Origin of the sequence: Komagataeibacter europaeus (genome assembly GCF_002173515.1) — a bacterium.
GTDB classification, from domain to species: domain Bacteria; phylum Pseudomonadota; class Alphaproteobacteria; order Acetobacterales; family Acetobacteraceae; genus Komagataeibacter; species Komagataeibacter europaeus.
Genome location: NZ_CP021467.1, coordinates 1,341,929 through 1,366,487 on the forward strand (window position 1 = coordinate 1,341,929; position 24,559 = coordinate 1,366,487).

19 protein-coding genes, 3 tRNA genes and 1 pseudogene are annotated in these 24,559 nt (G+C 59.5%); 13 read left to right on the forward strand and 10 right to left on the reverse strand.

Features of this window, described 5'->3' with window-relative positions:
• The first annotated feature begins 222 nt into the window (after positions 1-222).
• Positions 223-2,424, forward strand: a complete 2,202-nt coding sequence (locus S101446_RS06130) for a TonB-dependent siderophore receptor (protein WP_087607901.1) — start codon at positions 223-225, stop codon at positions 2,422-2,424.
• Here the strand turns inward: S101446_RS06130 and S101446_RS06135 are convergent.
• Positions 2,414-3,532, reverse strand: a complete 1,119-nt coding sequence (locus tag S101446_RS06135; RefSeq protein WP_087607902.1) for an ABC transporter substrate-binding protein — start codon at positions 3,530-3,532, stop codon at positions 2,414-2,416. The genes S101446_RS06130 and S101446_RS06135 overlap by 11 nt on opposite strands.
• Before the next feature lie 142 nt (positions 3,533-3,674).
• Here S101446_RS06135 and S101446_RS06140 point away from each other — a divergent pair.
• Positions 3,675-3,750, forward strand: a tRNA-Asn gene (locus S101446_RS06140).
• 295 nt (positions 3,751-4,045) lie between these two features.
• Here S101446_RS06140 and S101446_RS06150 read toward each other — a convergent pair.
• The 4 genes and pseudogenes from S101446_RS06150 to S101446_RS06165 all read right to left on the reverse strand — a co-directional run.
• Positions 4,046-4,267 (reverse strand): annotated as a pseudogene (locus S101446_RS06150) (helix-turn-helix domain-containing protein); the annotation flags it as partial.
• An 84-nt stretch (positions 4,268-4,351) separates the two neighbouring features.
• Positions 4,352-5,758, reverse strand: a complete 1,407-nt coding sequence (locus S101446_RS06155; protein ID WP_157684826.1) for an ArnT family glycosyltransferase — start codon at positions 5,756-5,758, stop codon at positions 4,352-4,354.
• Between the two features lie 167 nt (positions 5,759-5,925).
• Positions 5,926-7,488 carry a phosphoethanolamine transferase gene (locus S101446_RS17670; protein WP_208620556.1) on the reverse strand — a complete coding sequence of 521 codons (1,563 nt, stop codon included), beginning with the start codon at positions 7,486-7,488 and terminating at the stop codon, positions 5,926-5,928.
• 351 nt (positions 7,489-7,839) lie between these two features.
• The gene (locus tag S101446_RS06165; RefSeq protein WP_087607906.1) at positions 7,840-8,796 is read right to left on the reverse strand and encodes an alpha/beta hydrolase; all 957 of its coding nucleotides are present in this window, start codon (positions 8,794-8,796) and stop codon (positions 7,840-7,842) included.
• Between the two features lie 533 nt (positions 8,797-9,329).
• Here S101446_RS06165 and S101446_RS06170 point away from each other — a divergent pair.
• Entirely contained in the window at positions 9,330-10,547 is a 1,218-nt protein-coding gene (locus S101446_RS06170; RefSeq protein WP_087607907.1) for a cation:proton antiporter, read from the forward strand.
• 62 nt (positions 10,548-10,609) lie between these two features.
• Here the strand turns inward: S101446_RS06170 and S101446_RS18755 are convergent, their stop codons facing one another.
• Together S101446_RS18755 and S101446_RS06175 are read right to left on the reverse strand one after the other, a co-directional pair.
• The gene (locus tag S101446_RS18755) at positions 10,610-10,879 is read right to left on the reverse strand and encodes a DUF6911 family protein (RefSeq protein WP_408884635.1); all 270 of its coding nucleotides are present in this window, start codon (positions 10,877-10,879) and stop codon (positions 10,610-10,612) included.
• 17 nt (positions 10,880-10,896) lie between these two features.
• Positions 10,897-12,165: an MFS transporter gene (locus S101446_RS06175; RefSeq protein ID WP_087607908.1), complete on the reverse strand. Its 1,269-nt coding sequence runs from the start codon at positions 12,163-12,165 to the stop codon at positions 10,897-10,899.
• A 107-nt stretch (positions 12,166-12,272) separates the two neighbouring features.
• On the opposite strand from S101446_RS06175, the gene S101446_RS06180 reads away from it, so the two are divergent.
• The 6 genes from S101446_RS06180 (at position 12,273) to S101446_RS06205 (ending at position 15,114) form a co-directional block, all read left to right on the forward strand.
• Positions 12,273-12,644: a tRNA-binding protein gene (locus S101446_RS06180; RefSeq protein ID WP_010510970.1), complete on the forward strand. Its 372-nt coding sequence runs from the start codon at positions 12,273-12,275 to the stop codon at positions 12,642-12,644.
• Positions 12,644-13,126 (forward strand): xanthine phosphoribosyltransferase, encoded by a 483-nt coding sequence (gene gpt / locus S101446_RS06185; protein WP_019086624.1) that lies wholly within the window; start codon positions 12,644-12,646, stop codon positions 13,124-13,126. Before S101446_RS06180 ends, gpt begins: the two co-directional genes overlap by 1 nt.
• Before the next feature lie 146 nt (positions 13,127-13,272).
• A tRNA-Pro gene (locus S101446_RS06190) sits at positions 13,273-13,349 on the forward strand.
• Between the two features lie 22 nt (positions 13,350-13,371).
• Positions 13,372-13,677 (forward strand): ETC complex I subunit, encoded by a 306-nt coding sequence (locus S101446_RS06195; protein WP_087607909.1) that lies wholly within the window; start codon positions 13,372-13,374, stop codon positions 13,675-13,677.
• A gap of 27 nt (positions 13,678-13,704) precedes the next feature.
• Positions 13,705-13,781: transfer RNA gene (locus S101446_RS06200), tRNA-Arg, on the forward strand.
• A gap of 742 nt (positions 13,782-14,523) precedes the next feature.
• Entirely contained in the window at positions 14,524-15,114 is a 591-nt protein-coding gene (locus S101446_RS06205; protein ID WP_087607910.1) for a hypothetical protein, read from the forward strand.
• Between the two features lie 73 nt (positions 15,115-15,187).
• Here S101446_RS06205 and S101446_RS06210 read toward each other — a convergent pair whose 3' ends face one another.
• Positions 15,188-15,976, reverse strand: a complete 789-nt coding sequence (locus tag S101446_RS06210) for an SDR family NAD(P)-dependent oxidoreductase (RefSeq protein ID WP_010510961.1) — start codon at positions 15,974-15,976, stop codon at positions 15,188-15,190.
• Between the two features lie 424 nt (positions 15,977-16,400).
• On the opposite strand from S101446_RS06210, the gene S101446_RS06215 reads away from it, so the two are divergent.
• Positions 16,401-17,774 (forward strand): NAD-dependent succinate-semialdehyde dehydrogenase, encoded by a 1,374-nt coding sequence (locus tag S101446_RS06215; protein ID WP_279629052.1) that lies wholly within the window; start codon positions 16,401-16,403, stop codon positions 17,772-17,774.
• A 324-nt stretch (positions 17,775-18,098) separates the two neighbouring features.
• Entirely contained in the window at positions 18,099-19,238 is a 1,140-nt protein-coding gene (locus tag S101446_RS06220; protein WP_087607912.1) for a glycosyltransferase family 4 protein, read from the forward strand.
• Positions 19,239-19,256: 18 nt separating this feature from the next.
• Here S101446_RS06220 and S101446_RS06225 read toward each other — a convergent pair whose 3' ends face one another.
• Positions 19,257-20,222 (reverse strand): energy transducer TonB, encoded by a 966-nt coding sequence (locus S101446_RS06225; RefSeq protein ID WP_244184551.1) that lies wholly within the window; start codon positions 20,220-20,222, stop codon positions 19,257-19,259.
• A 119-nt stretch (positions 20,223-20,341) separates the two neighbouring features.
• On the opposite strand from S101446_RS06225, the gene S101446_RS06230 reads away from it, so the two are divergent.
• Both S101446_RS06230 and S101446_RS06235 read left to right on the forward strand, forming a co-directional pair.
• Positions 20,342-20,803, forward strand: coding sequence for a DUF2946 family protein (locus S101446_RS06230; protein ID WP_244184553.1), 462 nt, complete (start codon positions 20,342-20,344; stop codon positions 20,801-20,803).
• Between the two features lie 65 nt (positions 20,804-20,868).
• Positions 20,869-23,025 (forward strand): TonB-dependent receptor, encoded by a 2,157-nt coding sequence (locus S101446_RS06235; RefSeq protein WP_087607915.1) that lies wholly within the window; start codon positions 20,869-20,871, stop codon positions 23,023-23,025.
• A gap of 120 nt (positions 23,026-23,145) precedes the next feature.
• On the opposite strand, the gene S101446_RS06240 is transcribed toward S101446_RS06235, so the two are convergent.
• Complete coding sequence (locus S101446_RS06240; RefSeq protein ID WP_019091998.1) at positions 23,146-24,534, reverse strand: lipopolysaccharide biosynthesis protein; 1,389 nt, start codon at positions 24,532-24,534, stop codon at positions 23,146-23,148.
• Between the last annotated feature and the right edge of the window lie 25 nt (positions 24,535-24,559).

Here is a 24,559-nt window from a genome sequence, read left to right on the forward strand (position 1 = left end):
GATCCAGCATCCTTCAATGAAAACCAGCGACAACCATGACATGACCTGTTCCGGTTGGCGCCCCCACGTGCCCTGAACGGATACCGGTCCGTGCGAAAAGCCCCGCACGGGAACCGACCGGGCCTGCCGTGCAGACACATTTTGATATGCATTGCAAATGATTCTCAATTACGATACGACCCCACTTCCATACGACAGAAAACGTCAGGAATGAGGTCGGGCATGCAGCGCAGCAGGGTTTTTTACGTATTTCCCCTTTCAATTCTGGTGACGGGGCATGCCCTTGCGGCCGATCTGGTTGAAAAATCGGACCAAACCCACCGCGCCCGGACATCGGGCGCGAAAAAGGCAGCCCCGCAACCTGACGCAAACGCCGTGCGGGCGGAAAAGCTGGAAGTCCATGCCCACAGGCCGGCGACGGTCGCGTCCTCGGCCACGAAATCCGATACGCCACTGATCGAAACCGCCCAGTCGGTTACGGTTGTCAGCCGCAACGAAATGGACGTGCGCGGGGTGCTCAGCCTTAATCAGGCCGTGCGCTACACGGCGGGCATCACCCCGGACCTGCGTGGCGGTGGCGAGGGCACGCGCTATGACCAGTTCGCCCTGCGCGGCTTTACGGTGCCAACCTTCCTTGACGGCCTGAAGCTGCAGGACAGCCCCACGGGCTATGCCACGGCGCAGACCGATACGTCACGGCTGGAACGGGTCGAGATCCTGAAAGGGCCGGCATCCGCGCTGTATGGCCAGTCCAGCCCCGGTGGCCTTGTCGCCCTGTCCAGCAAGCTGCCGACCGACCAGAAATTCTATGGTGGCGTCAACACGACGGGCGGCATGTTCGACCTGTATCGCGTGGACGCCGATGTTGGCGGCTATGCAACGAAGGACGGCATGGTCCGCTACCGGCTGTATGGCACGGTCAACGGCCAGCACAGCCAGATGAGCAAGACGGGCAGCCGGCGGTTTTCCATCAGCCCGTCCTTCACGTTTGGCGGGAACGGGCCGACAACACTGACACTGCTGGGCAACTACCAGTACGATCCCGAAAACGGCACCTATGGCGGTGAGCCACTGGTGGGGTCGCTCAGGCCCGCGTCTTATGGATACCTGCCACGGAACTTTTATGACGGGGATGTGCCGTTCGAGAAGTTCAACCGCCGGCAGGGCGGGATCACCTATATTTTCAACCACCGTTTCAACGATAACTGGAGCTTTACCAGCCGCGGGCGGTACGATGACATCAAGACCATCTATCGCAGCGTGTACAACAACGGTTATTACACCAGCAACGACATGCTCAGCCGTTCCGCCTTTGGCACGAACGAACATACGCACAACCTGGCGTTTGACAGCCAGTTCAAGGGCCATGTCCGCACCGGCCCCCTGCGGCATACGATGATGTTCGGTTTTGACTACATGCAGCAAAGCGCATCGGAAGAAGGGTTTTACGGTAGCGCGCCAGACCTGAATGTCCTGCACCCGGACTATCACATGGCCATTCCCGCCATGAATCCGTATCTGCATTACCAGACGGATTCACACCAGATCGGCATGTACGCACAGGATGAAATGCGCTGGAAGGGGCTGGTCGTGACCGGCAGCCTGCGTAATGACTGGTACCGTTCACAGCAGAACGAATACATCTACCATACCACCTCCCATGAAAATCCCCGCCAGATTACATGGCGTGCCTCGGCCCTTTACCATTTCGATTTCGGCCTTTCGCCCTATATCAGCTACTCGACGTCGTTCCAGCCGCAGTCGGGCACCGTATCCAGCGATGGCGGCAAGACGTTCCGCCAGGCCGATCCATCCCTTGGCAAGCAGCTTGAAGGGGGCCTGAAATACCAGCTTCCGGGCACGTCGCTGCTGTTTACGGCGGCGGGCTTCCATATTGAACAGACCAACGTGCTGGTTGCCGTTGGCAACCTGGGCTACAGCACGCAGAGCGGACTGGTACATTCCGATGGCTTTGAATTCGAAGCCCATGCCGAACCGTACAAGAACCTGATGATCACTGCGGCAGTCAGCGTGCAGAAAGTCCATGATGATTCGACGGGCAAGCCGCTGATCCAGTCCGGGACGGGCAATGCATCGCTGTTCGCCTTCTACACCATGCCCTCGGGGCCGGTAAAAGGCCTCGGCTTCGGGGGTGGCATGCGGTATTCGAACAAATCCTACGGTGGCGAAGCCAGCTACGGCAGCGTCTGGGTGCCGCAATACGCCGTGTTTGATGCGTCAGTTCGCTATGACCTGTCGAACCTTTCCCCGTCGCTTCATGGCTGGACCGTCGCGGCCAGTGCCCGCAACCTGTTTGACAAGAATTATGTCGCGAACTGCCTGAGCTATGCATCCTATAATCAGGAATGGTGCTATTACGGCGAGCGCCGGAACGCGCAGGCAAGCCTTGGCTTTACCTGGTAAATTCTCCCCCCGACTGTCCCGCGCCGTGGCTTCCCCTTTGGCCATGGTGCAGGATATCGGCTGAAATGGTGCGGGCGTAACCTGCCGAATCAAGGCTGTCGGGGAAAATACCCAGCAGCTTGAGTTCATCCACATACCGCGCGATCTGTATCTTCAGGTCATTGCCCACGGGACTGATCCCGAGCACTTCGTGGCGCATCATCTGCAGGATCGTGTCCTGATCCATGCCCTCCACCCGGTCATCAAGCAGCGCTGCGGCTTCCGCCACGTGCTGGGGCAGCCAGCGGGCGGCATGCGACAGCGCCAGCACAAGGGCCACGGCGGCGCCCGGCGTCTGCGCCAGCAGGTCCGTCGAGACACCCAGCGCAAGGTTCGTGCGTTCCGCGTACAATCCCTTCACGCTGTTGACCAGTTCCACCAGGTCCAGCGCCCGGTTGTTCAGCAGTTGCCATGCCAGCGGGTCATGCAGGGCCACGGCGTCCACCGTGCCCGCTGCCAGGGCGTCATCAATCTGGTCGGGTGGCAGGATGACCCAGTCGGGCGCCGTGTCCGGGTTCAGTCCCTTGCGGCGCAGGATAACGGAAAAGAACAGCCGGTCCGCCATATCCGCATTCAGCACGGCGATCCTGCGGCCCACCAGGTCCTCGATCTTGGCAATCCGCAGCCGCCTGCGCACCAGCAGGCGGAATGTTCCCGCCTGCAACCCCATGACCAGCCGTGCGGGCAGGTCCGCATCCGCCTGATACGCCTGCAGCCATGACAGCACGGGGGCAACGGCCGCCATGCTGCGCCCCGCGCGCAGGTCGGCAATGGCGTCCCGCCCCGTTACCGCGCCGGAACGCAGGTGCACATCCAGCCGGTACTGGGAAAAGAAGTCCTGCCGGAGCGCGACGTTATACAGGGTCGATGCCTGTGCAAACGGCCAGGACAGCGTCAGGTCATGGGCTTCGCCATCCAGCAGCGCATCATCATGCCGCACGATACGGGCCTGCTGGCGGCTTTGCAGCCACTGCGCGCCCACCACGGCGCATCCTGCCCCAACCAGCAGCGGCATGACCGCGCGGCGCAGCAGGCGTGGGGGCCGCCCTTCCGTGTTCTCATCGACCATTGGTTCGCTTTTCTCCTGCAACACAAAGGCTTTACCGTGCTTTTGGCCGGTCTGGCCCCCCATTTTCCCCCTTTTTGAAAAAAAGTTCAAAAGGGGGGTTTACGCCCCCCCATCGGTGTGGCTATAAGCTGCTCAACGCTGATCCCGAATAGCTCAGTTGGTAGAGCAAGCGACTGTTAATCGCTGGGTCGTAGGTTCGAGTCCTACTTCGGGAGCCATCTTTTCTTAAAAATTAGTGTTAAATCAGTAGGTTACGGATTTCCCCAAATCTGAACCCACGATTAAACCCATGATGAGCGATGCGCTTTCCGGGGACGTTCTGACACGTCCAGACCGGTTTGAACGCAATTTGGCCCTGTTCCAAACCCTCATAATCACCCACATCATTTTCACATCCCAAGCGGTCCTGCCTGCGGTCACCAGCATACAGGCGGCAGCGCCTTTGCTCTGGTTGAAAATTGTAAGGAAGCCTTGCTGTGGATGACTGCGCCCTGGTGCGTAGGTCTGTAGTAATCAGCCGGTCACTTTCCCCAGGCACCGATAGACAGACGTGCGGCCAATCCCCAGTTGCCGGGCGATCTCGGTCGGGCTGATCCCCTCCGCATTCATGGCATGGATCTGGTCGCGGTCGATGGATGGCCTGCGCCCCTTATAGACACCGCGCTCCTTGACCGCCGCGATCCCTTCCATCTCGCGTTCCTTGCGGAGGGTAGTCTCGAACTCCGCGGACACCCCACCATAAAACGCAACTATCGCCCTAAAAAAGATCAAAGAAACGGGGAAAAGGGATATGGACGATAATTCGTTTTTTATATCGATTTAATTTAGTTTATACAGATTATAATATCTTGCATCATCCCTGTTCGGATGCTTTTTCTTATACGCCTCATATACAGGGTGATAGTGATCCTGCACCCACGAACAGACCTGCGGGGCCACCGTATGATTAACGCAACCGGCATGGGGCATCAGAACAAAAGGCGGGCGTTGCTTCAGATCATTCATATAATGATCCGCAGCCTGTGGGCCAAAATATATCTCGATCTGCCTATGGAAGAGTATCGGATCAAATGTCTCCAGATCAGACAGATAGTACAAGGAATGATCCGAATTGATATTCAGCACTTTCTGATGGCCTACAATCTGGGAAATTCGCGCAGGATCAGTCAGTCGTGCACGCTTCATGTCATTTATATTGGAGACAATGCCGCTTACCATCAAAAACGCGGCATAAAGATATAATGGCATCATGCGCCACAAAAGGGCGCTCTCACCATCGCGATGCAAAAGCAGGCATATCAGCATGCCTGGAATAAGAAACAATGAAAAATAATGATAGAACCCATGGCCTGACAATATCGCGGCCACTACCGAGAACACGAACCAGAGCGAAAGCAGACGCTCGCGCAGGTTTCCCCACCAGACATCCCGTTTTCCAAACCACAGCGCAAGCATGGGACAAAGGGGGGCGATATACAGCGCAACCAGTGCGAATGTGTACATCCGCTCGTCCGCTCCGCCCCCATAATGCTGAAGGAAATGATGCTGCATGGCGAAATACGCAGCCAGTTTTCCATGGCCTGCGATCAGGAAAGGCAGGAAAACACCTGCCAGACCAACCAACCCGCCTGTGACGCAGGCCAGAAATTCGACTACGGTGCAGACCCGACCCAGCAACAGGTAAAGGATGATGGGCGACAGGACACAACCTGCCAGATAATTTATGTTGACGGCGATTGCCGATACGATCCCCGCCAGAAAAAACAGGGGAATTTTATGCTCCTGCACGCCTTTGCTCAGCATCAGGATGACGGAAAGTTCCAGGGGGATCTGCAATACTTCGGTATTACCCCCCAGATAGTCCCCGATAATGCTTCCGATGGACAGATAAAATAATGTCTGCCATTTATTTGTTCCATATGCAGAACTGAACATGAACGCTACAAAAACCATGCTGACCATTGCCAGGATGGCGAAACGCCCATTCAGAATGGGTTCAACCTGCGTCCATATGTAATAAAAAACGTAAACAAGGTATGGCTTGTGATCAAATATATAATCGTATGGAAGTATATGGTAACGAAGTATCCCCTTCCCGATCAGTGGATAAAAAGTGGCATCCCAATCGGTGAAAGGTACAATAAAAAAAGTTAGGGCATAAACAAATGACAATAAAAAAATTAATAAAATAGAAAAATTTCTAATTAATAATTTATATTTAATCACTTTTTATGCCCCTATATCAATTACAACCTATATCTCAATCATTCTTTTTCAAACCCATACCATCATATAATGCAGGCCGAACTAACGATGGCGTTATGACATTTCTAGCGATCTACAACAAGTATCATATTATACAATAACCGACTTATCATCGCACCGAACAAAACCTATCGACGCGGTATTGATTTATAATCATATACCTTGCCATCTGAATGTAATACGCGGTCATTGTTCTGAATATTTTTTATATATTCAGGGTCAATATCATATCCCATCATGTCCAAGATCAGGTATTTTGTCATTAATGATGTATAGTATCCATAATTATTGCGCATCCCTTCCGCCATGTCGCAGTAATGCCTGTCCCTATCCAATATATACACTGGCACCTTGTACTGATCGTATCCACCATACTGAATGCCATGCCCCTGCCCCACTATTTCCCCATGATCAGAAATATAAACCAGAGTGTAATCCCCCAGCTCCTTGTCAGCCATAGTGATGATCTGCTGCAGGATACGATCAGTGCGATGCAGGCTCTGGTCATACGAATCCGCATCGGGAAGCGCCCTGATATCTTCTTCCGTACGGTCGTCACTATAGCTTTCATGGCTGCCCATAAGGTGAATGACAAAGAACTTCTGCGAAACAGGATCGGCAAATTTTTCCTTCATGACAGGCAGCAATGATTCATCGCGCCAGTTCACATGGCTGGTAGCGTTGTTGTAATCCTGCCGTGTCACATAATCACTGAACTCGGACACATAACCAAAAGTACGAGAATATTCCCCCCGCCCGGGTTGGGATGCGATCCAGAACGTCCTGTACCCATTGTCCCGCGCCAGTTCGACCAGGTTTTTTTCCGCATATAGTGCGCCCTGGTGGTCGGGATCATAAAATGAAACCAGCATGGGCACGGCCACCCGGGTCATGTTCGCCGCAGAATGGGCCTGTCGTACAACACAGATACGCCCCTTATCCGCCATGGTCTTCATCGCGGGGGTCGTATTCTGGGCGGTATATCCATAGGTGGTGTGCCGGTCAGCAAAAGCGGACTCCCCTATGACCAGAATGATATTTTTGCGCCTTCCCTCCGCTGTCCCAATAATGGCGGGATCAGTCTGGGTATGGGGAATGGCGGGCCTGTTGTCATCGCTCATCCCCAGACCGGTCATGTACACGAAATCCCCCACCACGCCGGGCAGAAATATACGCAGGTTGGCTGCCATTTCCGCAATATTGTTGTTCTGACGTTCCACGTTGCTGCGATGACTGTGTTTCCAGCCTGCATGCAACGCTACAGTAACGCCTACGCCGGTAACCAGCAGCACCACGGGACGAAAGCGTACGCATTTCCATGTCAGCACCACCATACCGACAATCACAAGCAGCAGGACGATAGGCATCAGGATACTGACGGAACTGACCATCGAAATGGCCTGATGGGTATTGGTACCCATGATCGCCTGCAGCATGGACTTGGTGACAAGACCATATTTATAGGCAAGATAAAAATCGAATAGCGCGAACAGCAGAAAAAAAGGGACAAATATGGGAGAAAGAAAGCACCCGAGCGACGTCAGGAAGGGCATCAGCAGGGACAGCAAGAATTCCTTCGAAACTGAAACCGCAACATCCGCATCATGCCCCGCAACATAGAAATTAATAAAACCGAAAATGACTGAAACGCATATTATAAATAAAACATTTCTACTTAAAATATTACGCAATACATTCCTGAACATTTTTTAAATATTTTTCCCTACATCCCATATCGAAATATCCCTTTGCGGAATCTATCCCGAATTCCCCTGTTACATTAAGATATACTGCTCCGGCCTGAACTGCTGCATCCAGACATGCACCGTTATATCATTCCAAATGGGAATTCCTAGAATCACCGGACATAGAGTAGATGGATTTTACATTTTGAATTATTTCAAACTGCATCCATCTGCGACACGATTGCCGGTTTTCCGTTACAATGCCGGAAATCCGCCATATCATTGGCTCAGCCAGAATTTAAAAAACCCGGCCACGACATCACGCCGTGGCCGGGTCGGATCAGGTCGGATCAGGAATTACAGCCCAAGCGTACGCTTCAGGCCCGCACAGTAGGCATCCATGAACCGGCGCGACAGTTCCGCATCCGGCACGAACATGTCGAACACATGGTATGCGCCCGGCACGACCATGACCTCGGTCGGGATGCCTGCGGCCATCAGGCGACGGGCATATTCCAGATCCTCGCACAGGAACAGGTCCATCGACCCCACCCCGATAAAGGTGGGCGGCAGGCCGGACAGGTCCTTCGCCCGTGCGGCGGATGCATAGGCCGGCGTGTCATCACCCCCGGCCTTCGCCCCCAGATACGCTTCCCATGCATATTTGTTGGCCGAACGGGTCCAGACATATTCACCAAAATCGGGCGCGGGATCGACCTTGGTCGCCGTGCGGTCATCCAGCATGGGATAGATCAGCAACTGGTAGGCCAGCTTGTATTCCTTGCGGTCGCGCGCCATCAGCGCCAGTGCCGCACTCAGCCCGCCACCCGCACTTTCGCCCGCGACGGCAACCTTGTCACGGTTGATGCCCAGCCCGGCGGCATTGTCATGCACCCATTTCAGGACGGCGTAGCAGTCCTCGATCGCGCCGGGATATTTCACCTCTGGCGCCAGGCGGTAATCAACGGAGACAATGACAAACCCCATCTTGCTGGCCAGCACCTGGCATTTCGGGTCGTCAACTTCGGGATGCCCCGAAACCAGTCCGCCACCATGGATATAGACAATGGCCGGGGCATTGGGCCGCCGCATGCGGGGGCGATAGATCAGCACACGCACATCCGGCGCACCGGCGGGACCGGGGACATATTCTTCCTGCGTTTCGACATCCGGCAGCGGGCGCCCTTCGATCAGCCGCACCGACGTCATGAATATCTCACGCACTTCCGGCAGGGACCGTCCGGACAGGCCATCAAATGACGGCATTTTTTCCAGAATCGGCAGGAATTCGGGATTTACGACATTTTTGGGCATGGTGAAGCAGGTCCTCTTCCATCAGAAGCCGCCCATGGGGACGCCTTCACTGCCTGTAACCGTCACGCACGCAAGCGTGATCAACCATGACCGACATCAAATAATTTTCTCCATATGTGCATATAAAATATAAAATTATGGGTTTTTCCTATCTATTATATTTGAAAATCAATTCATTTCATCAATTTATATATTGTATTTGTCATTCAAATATAAAATATACTTCGCATGCCGTAATGAAATCACCGCGGGACAGCGCAGGATGCCAGGAAGGTGATGCATTCGGGCCGCCACGCCATCAAACCCCCGGCCCATACCGGCGTTTTCATATGCCTGTATGGCATCGCGACGGCATTCCGACTGCTGCAACAAGAACTGTTGCCCTTTTTATAGGCATAGCTGGGCACGGAAACATAAAAAATCACGATCCCGACCGACAGGGCATATATTTCCGGACCTTGTCAAAAATAAAAGTTCCCATTTTAATTTTTTGCATATAACCTATTCTGATTGTCTGTAGGAAAGGTTTGCGATTGTCGAACATTACGGCACTTGTTCTTGATTCCGCCCTGTTTGTTATTTTCCCATGGGCGGTATGGAGACTGGCATATAGGGCGATTCCGATTGTTGTCCTGCCGATCCTGCTCGGGATCGTGCTGGCGGTCATGCACGTGCCGGTGCAGCAAATCGGCATTCCATCGGTTTACGGCAACAATATCGGCTGGCTGGCCGTGCTGGTGCTGGCCTTTACCGCCGGGCTGGAAATGTGGCAGCCGCCCGAGGCCAATGGATCCGCCCACACCATTCCCCCACCGCCGCTGGGTCGCCTGCTGGGCGGCGCGCTGGTGGCGCTGGGGGGACCGTTCATCATCGGCTCCTTTCTGGTCTATTATTTTTTCCTGCCCCTGCATGGATGGCATCCGCCGCATGTCGGCCGTCTGATCGGGTCACTGGCCATCGGTCTGTGTATCGCGGTCAGCGCCCTGCCGGTGCTGATTGGCATCGTGCGTGAACTGCCCCCGCTGCAACGCTCGATCGGGCAGCTTGCGCTCAAGCTGGCGGTGGTGGATGACGCGGCGCTGTGGATCGGGCTGGTCATCCTGCAATTTGCAGCCCGCGGGCCTGCGGCGCTGCATGGCTGGACAGGGCTGGAGGGGGTGGCGGTTGCCCTGCTTGTGGCGCTGGCCATCATCAGCAACTGGGCGACGCGCAACATGGGCAATCCGCCCCAGATGGTTATCTGGGCGGCGGTGCCGGTCTATCTGGCGGCGGGGTCATGGGCCAGCATGCATCTGGGCCTGCATGAACTGATCGGGGCGTATTTTGCCGGCGCGCTCATGCCGCCGCGCTGGGTCATGCGCCTGCCGGTGGAACAGGTCGGGCGGTTTTCCCTTATCTGGCTGGCGCCGATGTTCTTTGGCCATAGCGGGCTGCATATCAATGGCGATGCGCTGACATGGCCCTCGGTCACCGCGTCGCTGTTGCTGGTGGTCATTTCGGTGCTGGCCAAGATGGGAGCGGTCTATGCCTTCCCGCCCGCGCCCGGGCTGACACGACGGCAGGCGCTGGGGGTGGGCGCGCTGCTGCAATGCAAGGGGCTGATGGAAATCGTGGCCGCCACCATCCTGCATGCACAGGGCATGCTGTCGGACTTCGCCTTTGCCTCCCTCATGGTGCTGGCGGTGATTTCAACCGCGCTGACCGGGCCGCTGTTCCGGCTGTTCGCCCCGCGCATCCGCGATGGCGCGTGACTGCAATAAAAATACCCGCCTTCTGGACAGTCCCCAAGGAACCGGATCAGGCGGGGTGCGGTTCAGCATGACTGCGCCATAACGCCGTCCCGGGCTTGCGGGCATTCAAGAAACGACCTGAATATTGCCCGCACCAGCTGGGAATCGCTGGTTAGTGGCCTGGAATCATACAGATCACCCGGAACAGGGATCATTTCGGACGTTATCGTGCCGCAATACACTGTCCTGACATCGTAATCGTCATCTTCTTTGCCCAAGGCGTCAGCAGGCCATCCAACGAAGGGTCTGCTGATTGCCCGTGGCGGTCCACCCCTTTTCCATGAATATGCCAATACAGGTTCATGCCCTGCTATTTCGGCGTAATGTCATCCAGCCGGTCAAGACGCCACAGCCCGGGAAACATCCGTATCCACGCGATGGTAATGGCCAGCGTGCCGATCCCGCCCAACGCGACCGAGCCAACCGGCCCGATCAGGCTGGCCACCATCCCGCTTTCGAATTCACCCAGCTGGTTGGATGACCCGATGAACAGCATGTTCACCGCCGAAACCCGTCCGCGCATGCTGTCGGGCGTGCGCAACTGCACCAGCGCGCCACGCACCACCACGCTGACCACATCCGCCGCCCCCAGCACCGCCAACGCAATGATGGACACCGCCATGGAACGCGACAGGGCAAAGACCACCGTCGCCACGCCAAAGACCGCCACGGCCAGGAACATGCGCGCCCCCGCCCGGCGGTTGAGCGGCCGCCACACCAGCATGACGGAACACACCACCGCCCCGATCGCCGGCGCGGCCCGCAACAGCCCCAGCCCCAGCGGCCCGGCATGCAGGATATCGCTGGCGAAGACCGGCAGCATGGCGGTCGCCCCGCCCAGCAGCACGGCGAACAGGTCCAGCGAGATCGCACCCAGCATGTCGGGCCGGGCACGCATGAAATGCATGACCTCCACAAACGTGGCCAGCGAAAGCGGCACCCGTGGCCGGGGCGTGTAGGCCAGGCGGATACATAACGTACCGACGCACGCACAGGCGAAGCCGACGGCGCAGACAAGGTAGCACACCCCTGCCCCCGCGCCATACAGCAGCCCCCCGACCGACGGCCCCGTCACCGCCGCCGCCTGGAACAGCGAGGACGAAACCGCCGCGGCACGCGGAAACACATGCACGGGCACGAGCGAGGGCAGAAAGGTCTGCTGGCATGGCATCTCGAACGCGCGGGCGGCGCCAAACACCATGACCATGGCATAGATCATCCACGGCGTGGTCCAGCCGCCCAGCGCGCCGATGGCCATGAGCAGGGCGGACAGCGCCTCGATACACTGGCACGTCACCACGATCATGCGCCGGTCAAGGTGGTCCGCCGCATGCCCCGCCGGCAGCAGCAGCCCCGCCATGGGCAGGAACTGCGCCAGCCCCACCAGCGCCAGCGCCGTCGTGCTGTGGGTCAGGGCATAGATCTGCCACCCCACCGCGACGGCCTGCACGCAGGCGGAAAAGGACGAAGCCGTGCGGGCGGCAAGAAACGCGGGCAGTCCCGGATGACGGTGCAGGGGCACGGCGGGCAGGGACGGTTCGACCCCGGGCGGGGACGGTGAAACGGGAGCGGAAGACATGATCCCGTCACCCTAACAGCACCACCGCGCAATATCCTACGTCTTCCCCCCTAAAAATTACGTTCACCTGTTTGCAAATCGGCCCCGATACAGGCAAAAGCTGTTCCATGACAGACCCTGTTGAGCATACAGCAGCACCCGGCGCGGTGGGGCACGTACCGACCCGCGACTGGCTTGATATCCGGGCCGGGACGGTGGTGGATGCGCACCCCGTGCGTGAAACGCCACGGCACACCTTCCGGCTGACCATCGATTTCGGTCCCCATATCGGGATCCGGTCATCGGTGGTGCAGGTCAACCACCGCTATGTTCCGGCCCGGCTGATTGGCCGCCAGATCTGCGCGGTGATCAATGTCCCGCCCCGGCAGGTCGGTTCGCTGCGTAGCGAGGTGCTGACGCTGGGCATGCCCGACAGTAATGGAGAGGCCGTCCTGATCCGACCCGATGGCCGTGTCCCCGATGGAGGAAAACTTTTCTGATGGCTACAAGCTACGCAACCGTAACATGGGACCAGCTGCACCGCGATGCCCGCCAACTGGCCAGCACGCTGATGACCCGTGGCCCCTTCAGGGGCATCGTGGCCATCACGCGTGGCGGCATGATCCCCGCCGCGATCATCGCCCGTGAACTGGACTGCCGCCTGATCGACACCATTTCCGTCGTGACCTATGACGAGGAAAAGATGGGCGAACCCTCCGTCGTCAAGAACGCCGATGCCGCGGGCGATGGCGAGGGCTTCCTGATCATCGATGACCTGGTCGATTCCGGGGTCACGGCGCAGCTTGTGCGCAAGATGCTGCCCAAGGCGGTGTTCGCCTGCCTGTACGCCAAGCCCGCCGGCCGCCCGATCACGGATATTTTCGTAGTCGAGGTCCCGCAGGACACATGGGTGCTGTTCCCGTGGGATACGGCGCCGCTGTTCATCCCGCCGCTGGCCAGCAAATCGGTCGAAAAGGCCTGAGTGCGGCTGCTTTCACCCCATCACACGCCTTGTTGTTCGCCGCGCCCGTCCGCACTGCTTGCCGCAGGGACGATGGGCGCGGTATTTTTTTGCAAGAATGTGCTTGCCAGAACAGCAGTTGCCACATAGGTTCCCGCTCGTGGTCGCGGGGCGTGGCGCAGCCTGGTAGCGCGCGTGTTTTGGGTACACGAGGCCCCCGGTTCGAGTCCGGGCGCCCCGACCATATCCAGGGAGTACGGATAGTAATGCGAGCCCGGATTTACAGGCAGTCAAAACCCTCCACCCAGTCAGGTCAGGCCGGAACCCATACATGGGTACTGGATTACGGGCAGAACCGCCCCCGTCATATCGATACCCTGATGGGCTGGACCGGCAGCGCCGATACCCCGTCGCAGCTGCGCCTGCAGTTCCCCGATCAGGACAGCGCCGTGGCCTATGCCACGCGTGAGGGAATTGCCTTCGATATCGAAGTCCCCACCCCGCGCATCCGCCGCCCCAAGGCATATGCGGATAATTTCCGTTATGACCGGATCCAGAACTGGACGCACTAGGCCCGATCTGGCACAAGTGCAGGCCACGCGCCCTTAGCTCAGTTGGATAGAGCAACAGCCTTCTAAGCTGTGGGTCGCTGGTTCGAATCCAGCAGGGCGCGCCAGTTTTCAATGACTTAGCGGCTTGCATCTTTTGCGGTGCATTATGGCTCGTTGCGGTTTTGCCTTGCCCCGGACGGCCCCGCGTTGCAGCGATGGAGACCACCTTGCCGGTCTCCCGCTGCTGATGCTGTTCCCACAACTGCATGCCCGCGATCATGACTTTCGTTTGACTTACAGATAGCGGACAGAACTTCGCGGTCATGCTCAAGTCGGGGAACGGCGTCTGGCCGGTTCTGGAATCGAATACCCGGGCATCCATATCGACCTGACAGCCGCTTATGGGCGCGCCGATATCGTGCGTGAGCGGTATGATGCGGGCGGGTCGGTCTTTATATACGTACCGGCACAGGCCCCTGCCCTGAAGCTTTTTGAAAAACGCTTCACCAAAACCTTCTTTTGGATTTGCGGACTGTCCGATGGCTGCCTTTGAAGCAGCCCTGCACATGCCCTCCCGCGTTTTCTGACATGGTACGCAGTTGCATCCGGCCAGCAACCCGTCAGGCGGGGATGCGTTGCATATTCATGGTCACGGATGCGACCCGGGCAGAATATGGAAAGTTTCCATTAATAATGGTCCCGACAGATCGTTCCCGTGATCGTTTATTTTTCAATCATGGCGGAATCACATCGATATCGGTCACTTCATTAATGAATACACAAACAATTCAACCATAAAATACTCCCCATGAATGCACTTCTTTATTCAATACAGCGACATGGTATTGATCACATGACAGGAAGACCATGAAAAAAACGATCCTGTGCCTAGGCATGCTGGCTGTTGCGGGGTGTGCCAGCAGGCCCGCCGAAATCAATGCGCAATATGTGAACCCGGAACCTTATATGCGGCAGAACTGTGCGCAGCTTGCCCAACTGGATGAAACGGACACGCAGGCCCTTGCCTCGGCAGATACACGGCGCATGGCACGCGCCCGATATATCCAGCCCGGCCAGTTGAAGGGTGAACTGGAAGCCGTCCATACGGCCGAGCGCGGCAAGAATTGCGTGGGGCGCTACAACGCAACGGACTATGACAGCACCGGCGCGGTCTATCCCGACCGGATAATGCCCGACCAGCCGGCCCCGGCGGCAACGACCACGCCCGCCCGCAACCGTATCCAGAGCGGCATCAATCCGGGCATCGGCACGGGCACGGGCACGGGCACGGGCACGGGTAGCATTACGGCGCATTCCTCCGTCGCGGAGCAGAAACTGTCCAGCCCGACTTATGTCGCGCCGAACACCCGTCCCTCCGGTTATCCAGCGCCGAGCATGCCGGTACCGGCGGCGGGCTATACGACGTCTCCGTCCTATTCCGCCAGCCCGTTCCAGTAATCCGGCCCGATGCCTGTTTTCCAGCTTCACCCAAAACGTCCATGTGGCTGGCGGAATGGCCCACAGGCTGGCCTCAGATCGTGCTGAGCACCCCGCCATCGACACGCACCGACGCCCCGGTGGTGGCGGACGCCTGTGGCGATGACAGGTAGACCACCATGTTCGCCACTTCCTCCACCGTGGCCGCGCGGCGGATGATGGATGTGGGGCGGTGCGTCATGACGAATTCCGCCGCCACTTCTTCCAGCGGCCTGCCGGTCTTTTCCTGTTCGGGCCTGAGCATGTCCGCCAGCCCTTCTGACAGCGTCGGCCCCGGCAGCACCGAATTCACCGTAACCCCGGTGCCAGCCATCCGTTCAGCCAGACCGCGCGCCACCGAAAGCTGCGCCGTCTTGCTGAAACCATAATGGATCATCTCGACGGGAATGTTCAGCGCGGATTCCGAGGACACGAAGACAACCCGCCCCCAGTTCCGTTCCTTCATGCCCGGCAGGTAGGCACGCGACAGGCGCACGCCGGACATGACGTTGACCTCAAAGAACCGGCTCCAGTCCTCATCCGGCGTGTCGAAAAAATCCTTCGGTTCAAAAATACCCAGGTTGTTGATCAGGATATCGCACGATGGATGGGCCGCCACCAGCGCCGCACACCCCGCCGCCGTGCCCAGATCGCCGGTAAACCCCTCGGCCTTTCCCACGCCAAGGGCGGACAGGTCGCGCACCGCCCTGTCCACGGCAGGCGACCTGCGCCCGTTCACCACCACCCGCGCCCCGCTGGTGACCAGTCCCTTTGCAATGGCCAGCCCGATGCCGCCGGTTGATCCCGTTACGATGGCCGTGCGGCCTGTCAGGTCAATGTGCATGGTCCTTAACCTCCTGCGATATCTGAAACCGGGCCGCATCGTACACGACACGGAACCCCGCACAACCGGCCCCGGGGCCGTGATGGGGCATGAACGGACCGGCAACGCGTCCCGTGCGGCCGGCTGGGGGCGCGCCGCGTTCAAACCCGCGTGATGACAGCCCGGCGCCACACCCGCCATATTGCCTGCCCCAGCCTTGGATACAGGCGGAAACCATACCCCGGGCGGCCCCCTGCCCTGTCGCCTGCACGCATTGACAATATACGACAGGATATAGTCACGATAGGGAGAGCGTTCCCGCGACGGGTCGCGCCAGCCGGGATCATCCCATAGCCTGCCAACCCGTTTCCGCGTTCAGACAACGCAAACCTTCGTCGGTTATGAAAACATGACCCACGAAGCAGCCACAAAGGACATTGACGACATGACCAGTCCGTATCGCACCATCAATCCGGCCACCGGAAAGACGGAAAAGGTCTTTGACCTGCATAACGACAGGACAATGCTGGCGAAGCTGTCCACCGCCCACGAGTTCTGGGAAAGCGACTGGCGGCACCGTTCCCTGGCACAGCGCAAGGCCATTATGCTGAAGGCGGCGGAAATCCTGCGCCGGGACAAGGAAAAGCATGCCCGCCTGATTTCCATCGAAATGGGCAAGATCCTGCCCGAGGCCATTGGGGAAATAGAACTTTCGGCCGATATCCTGGCCTATTACGCGCAGAAGGCGGAAACCTTCCTCGCCCCGCGTGAACTGCCGGTGTCGCAGGGTCATGCAACCGTCACCAGCGAGCCGCTGGGAATCATCTATTGTGTGGAGCCGTGGAACTTCCCCTATTACCAGCTGGCCCGCGTCGCCGCCCCCAACCTGATGGCGGGCAACGTCGTCATGGTCAAGCACGCGCCGAGCGTGCCGCAATGCGCCGTAGCATTCGAGGAACTGTTCCGTGAAGCAGGCGCGCCCGAAGGGGCTTACACCAACCTGTTCATTACCAATGACCAGTCGGAAAAGCTGATCGAACGCCCCGAAGTGCGTGGTGTCGCCCTGACCGGCAGCGAACGCGCCGGCAGCGCCGTGGCGTCGCAGGCCGGGCGTGCGCTGAAGAAAAGCACGATGGAACTGGGCGGGTCCGACGCCTTCATCGTGCTGGATGACGCCGACCTGGACAAAGCCGTGCCCATGGCGATCCGTGGACGCATGTCCAATAACGGTCAGGTCTGCACCGCCGCCAAGCGGATGATCGTGCACAAGTCACTGGTTGACGAATTCACGGCCCGCCTGAAGGTGGCGGTGAACGAATTCCAGTACGGCGACCCGCTGGAACAGGGCGTCACCCACGGCCCGATGAGCAGCCAGGCCGCCATGGAACGCGCCGTATCGCAGGTGGAAAAAGCCGTATCCCACGGGGCGGAACTGATTGCGGGTGGCAAGAAGATCGACCGCGAAGGCTTTTTCATGAAGGCCGCGATCCTGACCGGCATCACCAAGGACAACCCCATTTTCTATGAGGAAATCTTTGGCCCCGTCGCCATCGTCTATTCTGTCGGCAGTGATGATGAAGCCATCGCCATGGCCAATGATTCGCCATACGGGCTGGGTGGGTCCATCCAGACCAGCGATGTGGAACGTGGCCGCCGCGTCGCGGCCCGGATCGACACGGGCATGGTGTTCATCAACAACATTACCGGCACGGCGCCCGACCTGCCCTTTGGCGGGATCAAGAACTCCGGTTATGGCCGCGAGCTTTCGGAATTCGGCATCGAGGAATTCCTGAACCGCAAACTGGTCCACACCCCATGATCCAGCCATGCGGATCACGCCCCCCGTCGCATGATGGGGGGCGTTTTCATATGCATCCCGCACGGATGACATCATGACGACGCATGCATGCCCGGTCTCATGCCCCCGGTCCGGCAGTATGAATGCCGGGACATGCAACCTGCCCCAAAAAGCATGGAAACCCGGATTTCACATATCCGTCATCAAAAAACCATAATATATATTATAGACGACATGGTATCCGTTTGTAACGGACTTTCATTTTGTGTTTCAATTCAAACATAAATTGTGTCATCGATTATAAACTGTGTTAATTTTTTATTTTTGCGTGTCAAAATCATTTGCATGCGGATTGTCTATATCATCAACAGCCTGAATGGCGGGGGGGCCGAACGTCCCCTGCCCGATATCGTGGCGCAGATGCGCAGACGCGGGCATGATGTCCGTGTCCTCGCCCTGGCGCGCAAGGCGGGCAATGCGGTTGCCTGGCTGCAAGACGCGGGGATTGCCCATGAAATCCTCTCTCCCCATCCTGACAAATTCGCATCTTTCCGCACGACCCTCGCCGCCGTGCGGCGGCATGCACCCGACCTGATCTGGACATCGCTGACACGCGCGACCCTGTATGGGCAGATGGCAGGCGTCATGCTGCGCCGGCCTGTGATCAGCTGGCAGCACAATGCCTATCTGCGCCCATGGAACCGCCGTATCCTGCACGCCACGCACCGGCTGACGGATCTGTGGGTGGCGGATTCCCGCTTTGTTGCAAAATGCACGGCGCAACAGCTGAATGTGCCCGAACGCGATGTCATTACATGGCCCCTGTTCACCGCGCAGGCCCATATGCCCCAGGCCACACCGTGGACGGGACCGGACGGGGGTGCCGTATTCCGTCTGGGCACGCTGGGCCGACTGGAACACCAGAAAAATTACGGGCTGCTGGTTCAGGCCATGGCCTATCTGCGCGATCATGCGCCGCAATGCCGCATCCATCTGGATATTGGTGGCGAAGGTTCTCTCGCCCCGCAACTGCAGGCCCGGATCACGGCGCTAGGGCTGGATAATGTGACATTGTCGGGTTTTCAGGCCGACCCGTTCACATATTGCGCCGGACTGCATGGCTATGTGCAGCCATCACTGTTCGAAGGGCTGTGCATCGCCCTGCATGAAGCGATGCAGGCGGGCGTGCCATCCATCGTAACGCCCGTGGGCGCGATGGCTGACGTCATCAAGGATGGGGAAACCGGCCTGTTCCTTTCCCCCCCGACCCCGGAACGCCTCGCCAGCCTGCTGCTGCGGCTGTACAACAACCCCTCGCTGTGCGCCCGGATGGGGGCGGCGGCCCGGAAGCAGGTTCTGTCGGCCTATGACCTGAATGCCATTACGGCGCAGGCCGATATGGTACTGGGGCGGGCGGAGCAACTGGTTGCCGCACGGGTCGGCGCCATGCGGACCAGTGCCCGCCACCCCACGCCCATCCGATAATCCGGGGCCACCCATCCCTTACCCCTTCAGGTGAAAGACGACCGGTAACGTGAGATGCGTACCGTCCAGCGCCCCCCCGTCAGCCGTGCAGCGTACGTTGCGCGCGGCGGCGATGGCGGTGCGGTCCAGGTCGTCATAACCGCTACTGCTGCGCAGGGTCGCCTGTACCACCTGTCCCTGCCCCCCGATAACCAGATCCACCATCGCACTGCCTTCTTCATGCATGTGTCGCGCCATGGGGGGATAGCGCCATGCCGGTGGCGTGCAATGCACCGTGGATGCGGGTCGGGCGGCTGTTGCGGCCTGTTGCGCATGCGCTGATGCCGTCGGGGCGCTGGCGGTATCTGCCTGTCGCCCCGCAGGCAGCGCGGCAGGCGGGACCGCCCCTGCATGCGCAGGCGTTGCGTGGGCAGGGGCACGGGGCGGTGAAGCGGGCGTGCTGGCGGGAGTACGCCGCATGACTGGCATTTCCTGCCTGCCCTCCGCACCACGGGGTGGTGCAGCCGGGGCCTTTTGTAGCTGTGGCTGTGACTGTGACTGTGACTGTGACTGTGGCTGTGGCTGTGGCTGTGGCTGTGGCTGTGGCTGTGGCTGTGGCTGTGGCTGTGGCTGTGGCTGTGGCTGTGGCTGTGGCTGTGGCTGTGGCTGTGGCTGTGGCTGTGGCTGTGGCTGTGGCTGTGGCTGTGGCTGTGGCTGTGGCTGTGGCTGTGGCTGTGGCTGTGGCTGTGGCTGTGGCTGTGGCGTAGCCGGTCCGGGGGGCGTTGCAACCTCCGGCCGGTCAAAAAAGACCTGGATGGCGTTTTTTTCACTGGGGGCTGCCGGTGCCTTCGTGCCGCCCGGCAGCAGCCATGCGCCGATCACGCCATGCCCCAGCACCGCCAGCAGCACCGCCCACCCGGCCGCCATGCGCGCCCAGCGCCCGCGCGCCCGCGCGCCGTCGGGGACAAGCAGCCTGGCTGCCGTTCTGTCTTGCTGTTGCGGCACGGTTCCATCCATTGTAGCCGGTACGGCAGCCCGCATCCCATTTGACAAAAAGGGATGCACCCCCGAGAACATAAATCTGTTACCGTCTTATCTTACAACCACAAAGAGCCTGTTCAATCATGGGCCACGCCCGTCACCCCTTCATGCATGACATGCCTGTGATCCGCTGGATCATGGTGCTGTGCGCATGCCTGGGGCTGTGGGGGCAGTTGCTGATCGAAAGCCGCAGCATGCCGGGGGAACTGCCCCGGACCACCATCATGCGGCTGACGGGGATCGATATCGCGCCCCCGGGACATGCGGCCATCATGGCCCATGGCCCCGCCCATCATCACGCCATGATGGGTGGCATGCCCGCGGACCGGCACGACATGGCGGCCCATCCGGGCCATGACCATGCCGAAGGCTGCCCGCTGTGCCCGCTCCTGCACCTGCCCGCCCTTGCGCTGACGCTTCTGCCGTTCCTGCCGCTGCCGCCCATGGCATGGCGGCAGGCCCGGCATGAGCCACGACAGCCCCGCGCGCCCCCTTCCGCCCCACTCGGCTTGCCGCCGTCACGCGGGCCACCTTCCGTTTCCTGAACCCACGCGCTGCCGCGCGCCCGTCCGGGCGTGCGCATTCCCGTTTCCTGTTCAGGACATGAAAAGTGACTTCCATAAAAAGAACGGCCGCGCCCATTGCCGCGGCTGCTGGCGGCTACATGCTGGCCGCCGGCCTGTATCCCGCCATGGCGCAGGCCGAAACCACCGTGACCCTGCCCGGCCTGTCGATCGAGGATACGGCCGAGAACACCCCCATGGGCGACCGCCTGCTATCGGCCAGTTCCCCATCGCAGGCATCCCGCACGGCGGCCAGCCTGAGCAGCCCCGATACCGCCAGCCTGTTTCGCAACCAGCCCGGCGTCAGCACCTATTCCGCCGGCGGCCTTGCGTCCCTGCCGGTCATCAACGGCATGGCGGATGACCGCGTGGCGACCGTGGTCGATGGCGTGCGCATTGCATCGGGCTGCCCCAACCACATGAACCCCGCCCTGTCCTTCATCGATCCCGACAGCGTGGACACCGCCACCGCCATTGCCGGGATCACCCCCGTCAGCATGGGCGGCGACAGCACCGGCGGCACGATTGACGTGGAACGCAAGGACCCGCAATTCGCCCGTCATGGCAAGATACTGGTCACCGGGCATGTCACCGGCACCTATCGCAGCAATGGCGGCGGCTATGGCGCATCGGGCAGCCTGACGGTGGCCAATGACATGTTCAGCCTGCGCTACAACGCATCCTACAGCCAGGCGGGCGATTACAGTGGCGGTGGCGATGCGGGCATGGTCCGGTCCACCAGTTACCTGACCTACAACCATGCCGTGACCTTTGGCATGCACAGGGACAACCACCTGTTCACCCTGACATTCGGGCAGCAGGACACCCCGCATGAAGGGTTCGCCAACCAGTACATGGACATGACCAACAACCGCTCCACCTTCGTCAACGGCAAGTATCTTGGCACCTTTGACTGGGGTGAACTGGAGGCCCGCGGCTACTGGCAGCGCGAGGACCACGCCATGGACTTCCTGCCAGACCGTGACAAGACCACCCACATGCCCATGAACACCAACGCCCGCATGGCGGGCTACAGCATCAAGGCCACGATACCGCTGGCGGAAGGGCAGACCCTGCGGCTGGGCAGTTCGTTCGACCATTCCGGCCTGAATGACTGGTGGCCGCCCGTTGCCGGCAGCATGATGATGGGACCGGGCACCTATCACAGCATCAATGACGGCCACCGCGACCGGCTGGGCCATTTCGTGGAATGGGAAGCGGCCTGGACCCCGCGCGTGACCACGCTGCTGGGCTTTCGCAATGACCTGGTCATGATGAATACGGGGCCGGTTTCCGGCTACTCCTCCACCATGAACATGATGAACATGGCCAACATCAATGCGGCCAATGCGTTCAACGCCACCGACCGGGGCCGGACGGATGTGAATTTCGATGTCACGGCCATGGTCCGCTGGAAACCCCGGCGCGACCTTACGATCGAAGGGGGTTATGCGCGCAAGACCCGTTCGCCCAACCTGTATGAACGCTATGCCTGGGGGCAATCGGCCATGGTCACCAGCATGATCAACTGGTTTGGTGACGGTAACGGCTATGTCGGCAATCCCGACCTGAAGCCGGAAGTGGCCAATACCGCCTCCATCACCGCCGACTGGCATGACCCCGATGGGGACAGGTGGGACCTGAAGGTCCAGCCGTACTACACCTATACCCACGATTACGTGAATGCGCAGCGCATCGCACCGGCCGGTCAGTTCTATACGCTGGGATTCGTCAACCACAATGCCCAGAGCTACGGCATCAACGGTTCGGGCAATTACCGCCTGTGGCAGAACGCCCGTTTTGGCCGTGGGGAAATCGTGGCCAACATCAACTGGGTGCGCGGGCAGGACCTGACCAATGGCGCGGGGCTGTACCACCAGATGCCGACCAATGGCAGCGTATCGCTGAACGAACGGTGGAAGAACTGGAGCGGCCGGGTGGAAATGACCTTCGTGAAGGCCAAGGACACCGTGGACTGGGTCCGCAACGAACCCCGCACCCCCGGCTATGCCCTGCTGGGACTGGGGGGGCAGTACCACTGGCGTTACGTGACGCTGGATGCCAGCATCGACAACGTACTGAACCAGAAATACGAACTGCCGCTGGGTGGATGGTCGCTGGCCGACAATGCAGCGACCGGCGTGCTGCGCGCGCTGCCGGGCATGGGCCGGTCATTCAATGTCAGCCTGACCGCCAACTTCTGACCTGACGGAAAAATAAAGGTTTCCAGGTGCTGCCTTTTTTTAAAGAAGGCAGCGTTTCCTGAAGCTTCCTGACAAAAGCTTCACCAGAAACCTCTTTGAAATTCAGCAGGCTTTCAGGAATTATGTCCCCGTGCCCTTTTCGGGCACGGGTGGCACGGTGGCAGGGGCTGCCTCCCCCTTCACCATGCCTGTCGGCCTGCGTCCTGGCGCCATGCGGCGGAACCACACCACGACCGGCCGCAGGCAGACACCCAGCATGATCAACCCCGCCACGACGGCCGCCGCCGCAGCCCCTTCCAGATGCCAGGCCATGGTCATGCCATACACCAGCGGCAGGTAGGTCAGGGTGACGATGATCCGCCCTTTCAGCACCTGCGACACCTGCCCGATCACGGTCAGCAGCGGCTCCAGCGGCACGACCCCAAGCCCCAGTATCGCACTGCCCAGCATGAGCATGATCAGCGAACGCCCGCCATGCCAGTGGACATGCAGCATCCATGTCAGCAGGATATTGCCCACGGCCATCGCCACCCCCATCAGCAGGATGGAAAACCCGCCGATCATCAGGAACAGCTTGATCGTCACGCGCTTGATGCCATACCAGTCCTGCTCTTCACGCAGGCGGATGAATTCGGGGTACAGCGCGGGCATCATGAGCTGTGCGGGCTTGGCGATCCCCTCGCCTATCTGGCGGGAGACGCGATAGACCGCCGCATCGGCCGGGCCAAGGATGCCACCCACCAGCAATGTGCCGAACTGGTTGAAAACCGACCCCAGCAGATGGTTGCAACTGGTGGACAGGGTAAAGCGCCATATGCCCGGCGCATCACCCGCCTTCAGCGGGGCGAACAGGCTGAAACGCTGCGTGGCGCCCGCATGGCGCAGCTGCAGCCAGCCCAGCGAGGTACTGCTTATGAACATGACAAGCTGCGTCATGCTCCAGACCAGCAGGTAATAATCCAGCCCCATGTGGTACATGAACCCGATGCCCGACCCCACGGTACGCACCAGCGCGCCGGACAGGTCGGTCAGCATGGTCAGCCAGAAGGAATTGCACAACCGAAACACCCCGGCCGACCAGCTGGTGTTCATGAACGCGATCGTCAGCATGTAGGCGAAGGCCGCCCCCTGGTCCGCCGCCGGCCACCCCATATACGCCCCGAACAGCGCGACACCCAGCGTACCCACCAGCCACCCGACGCCGCCGCTTATGTAATCGGCACGGATGCAGAACGCCAGCACGCGGGAAAACTGCGCCTGGCGACCGTTGGTGAACGGGTCCGTGCCGTAATGCAGCAGCGGCTGCCATGACAGCAGGTGCGTGGCCTGCGATACGGCGGCGCCAAACGTCGTGACCAGCATCAGCACGCCAAACTGCGACAGCCCCAGCGCCCGCACCGCCCACGCGATATAGACAAAGCTGCAGATCGCATTCGTCGCCCGCCCGGCAATCAGGAAACCGGTATTGCCGAAAATGCGCTTGAGTGCGTCCCGTTCAGAAGTGGACATGGGTGATCACACGTACAAAAACCCG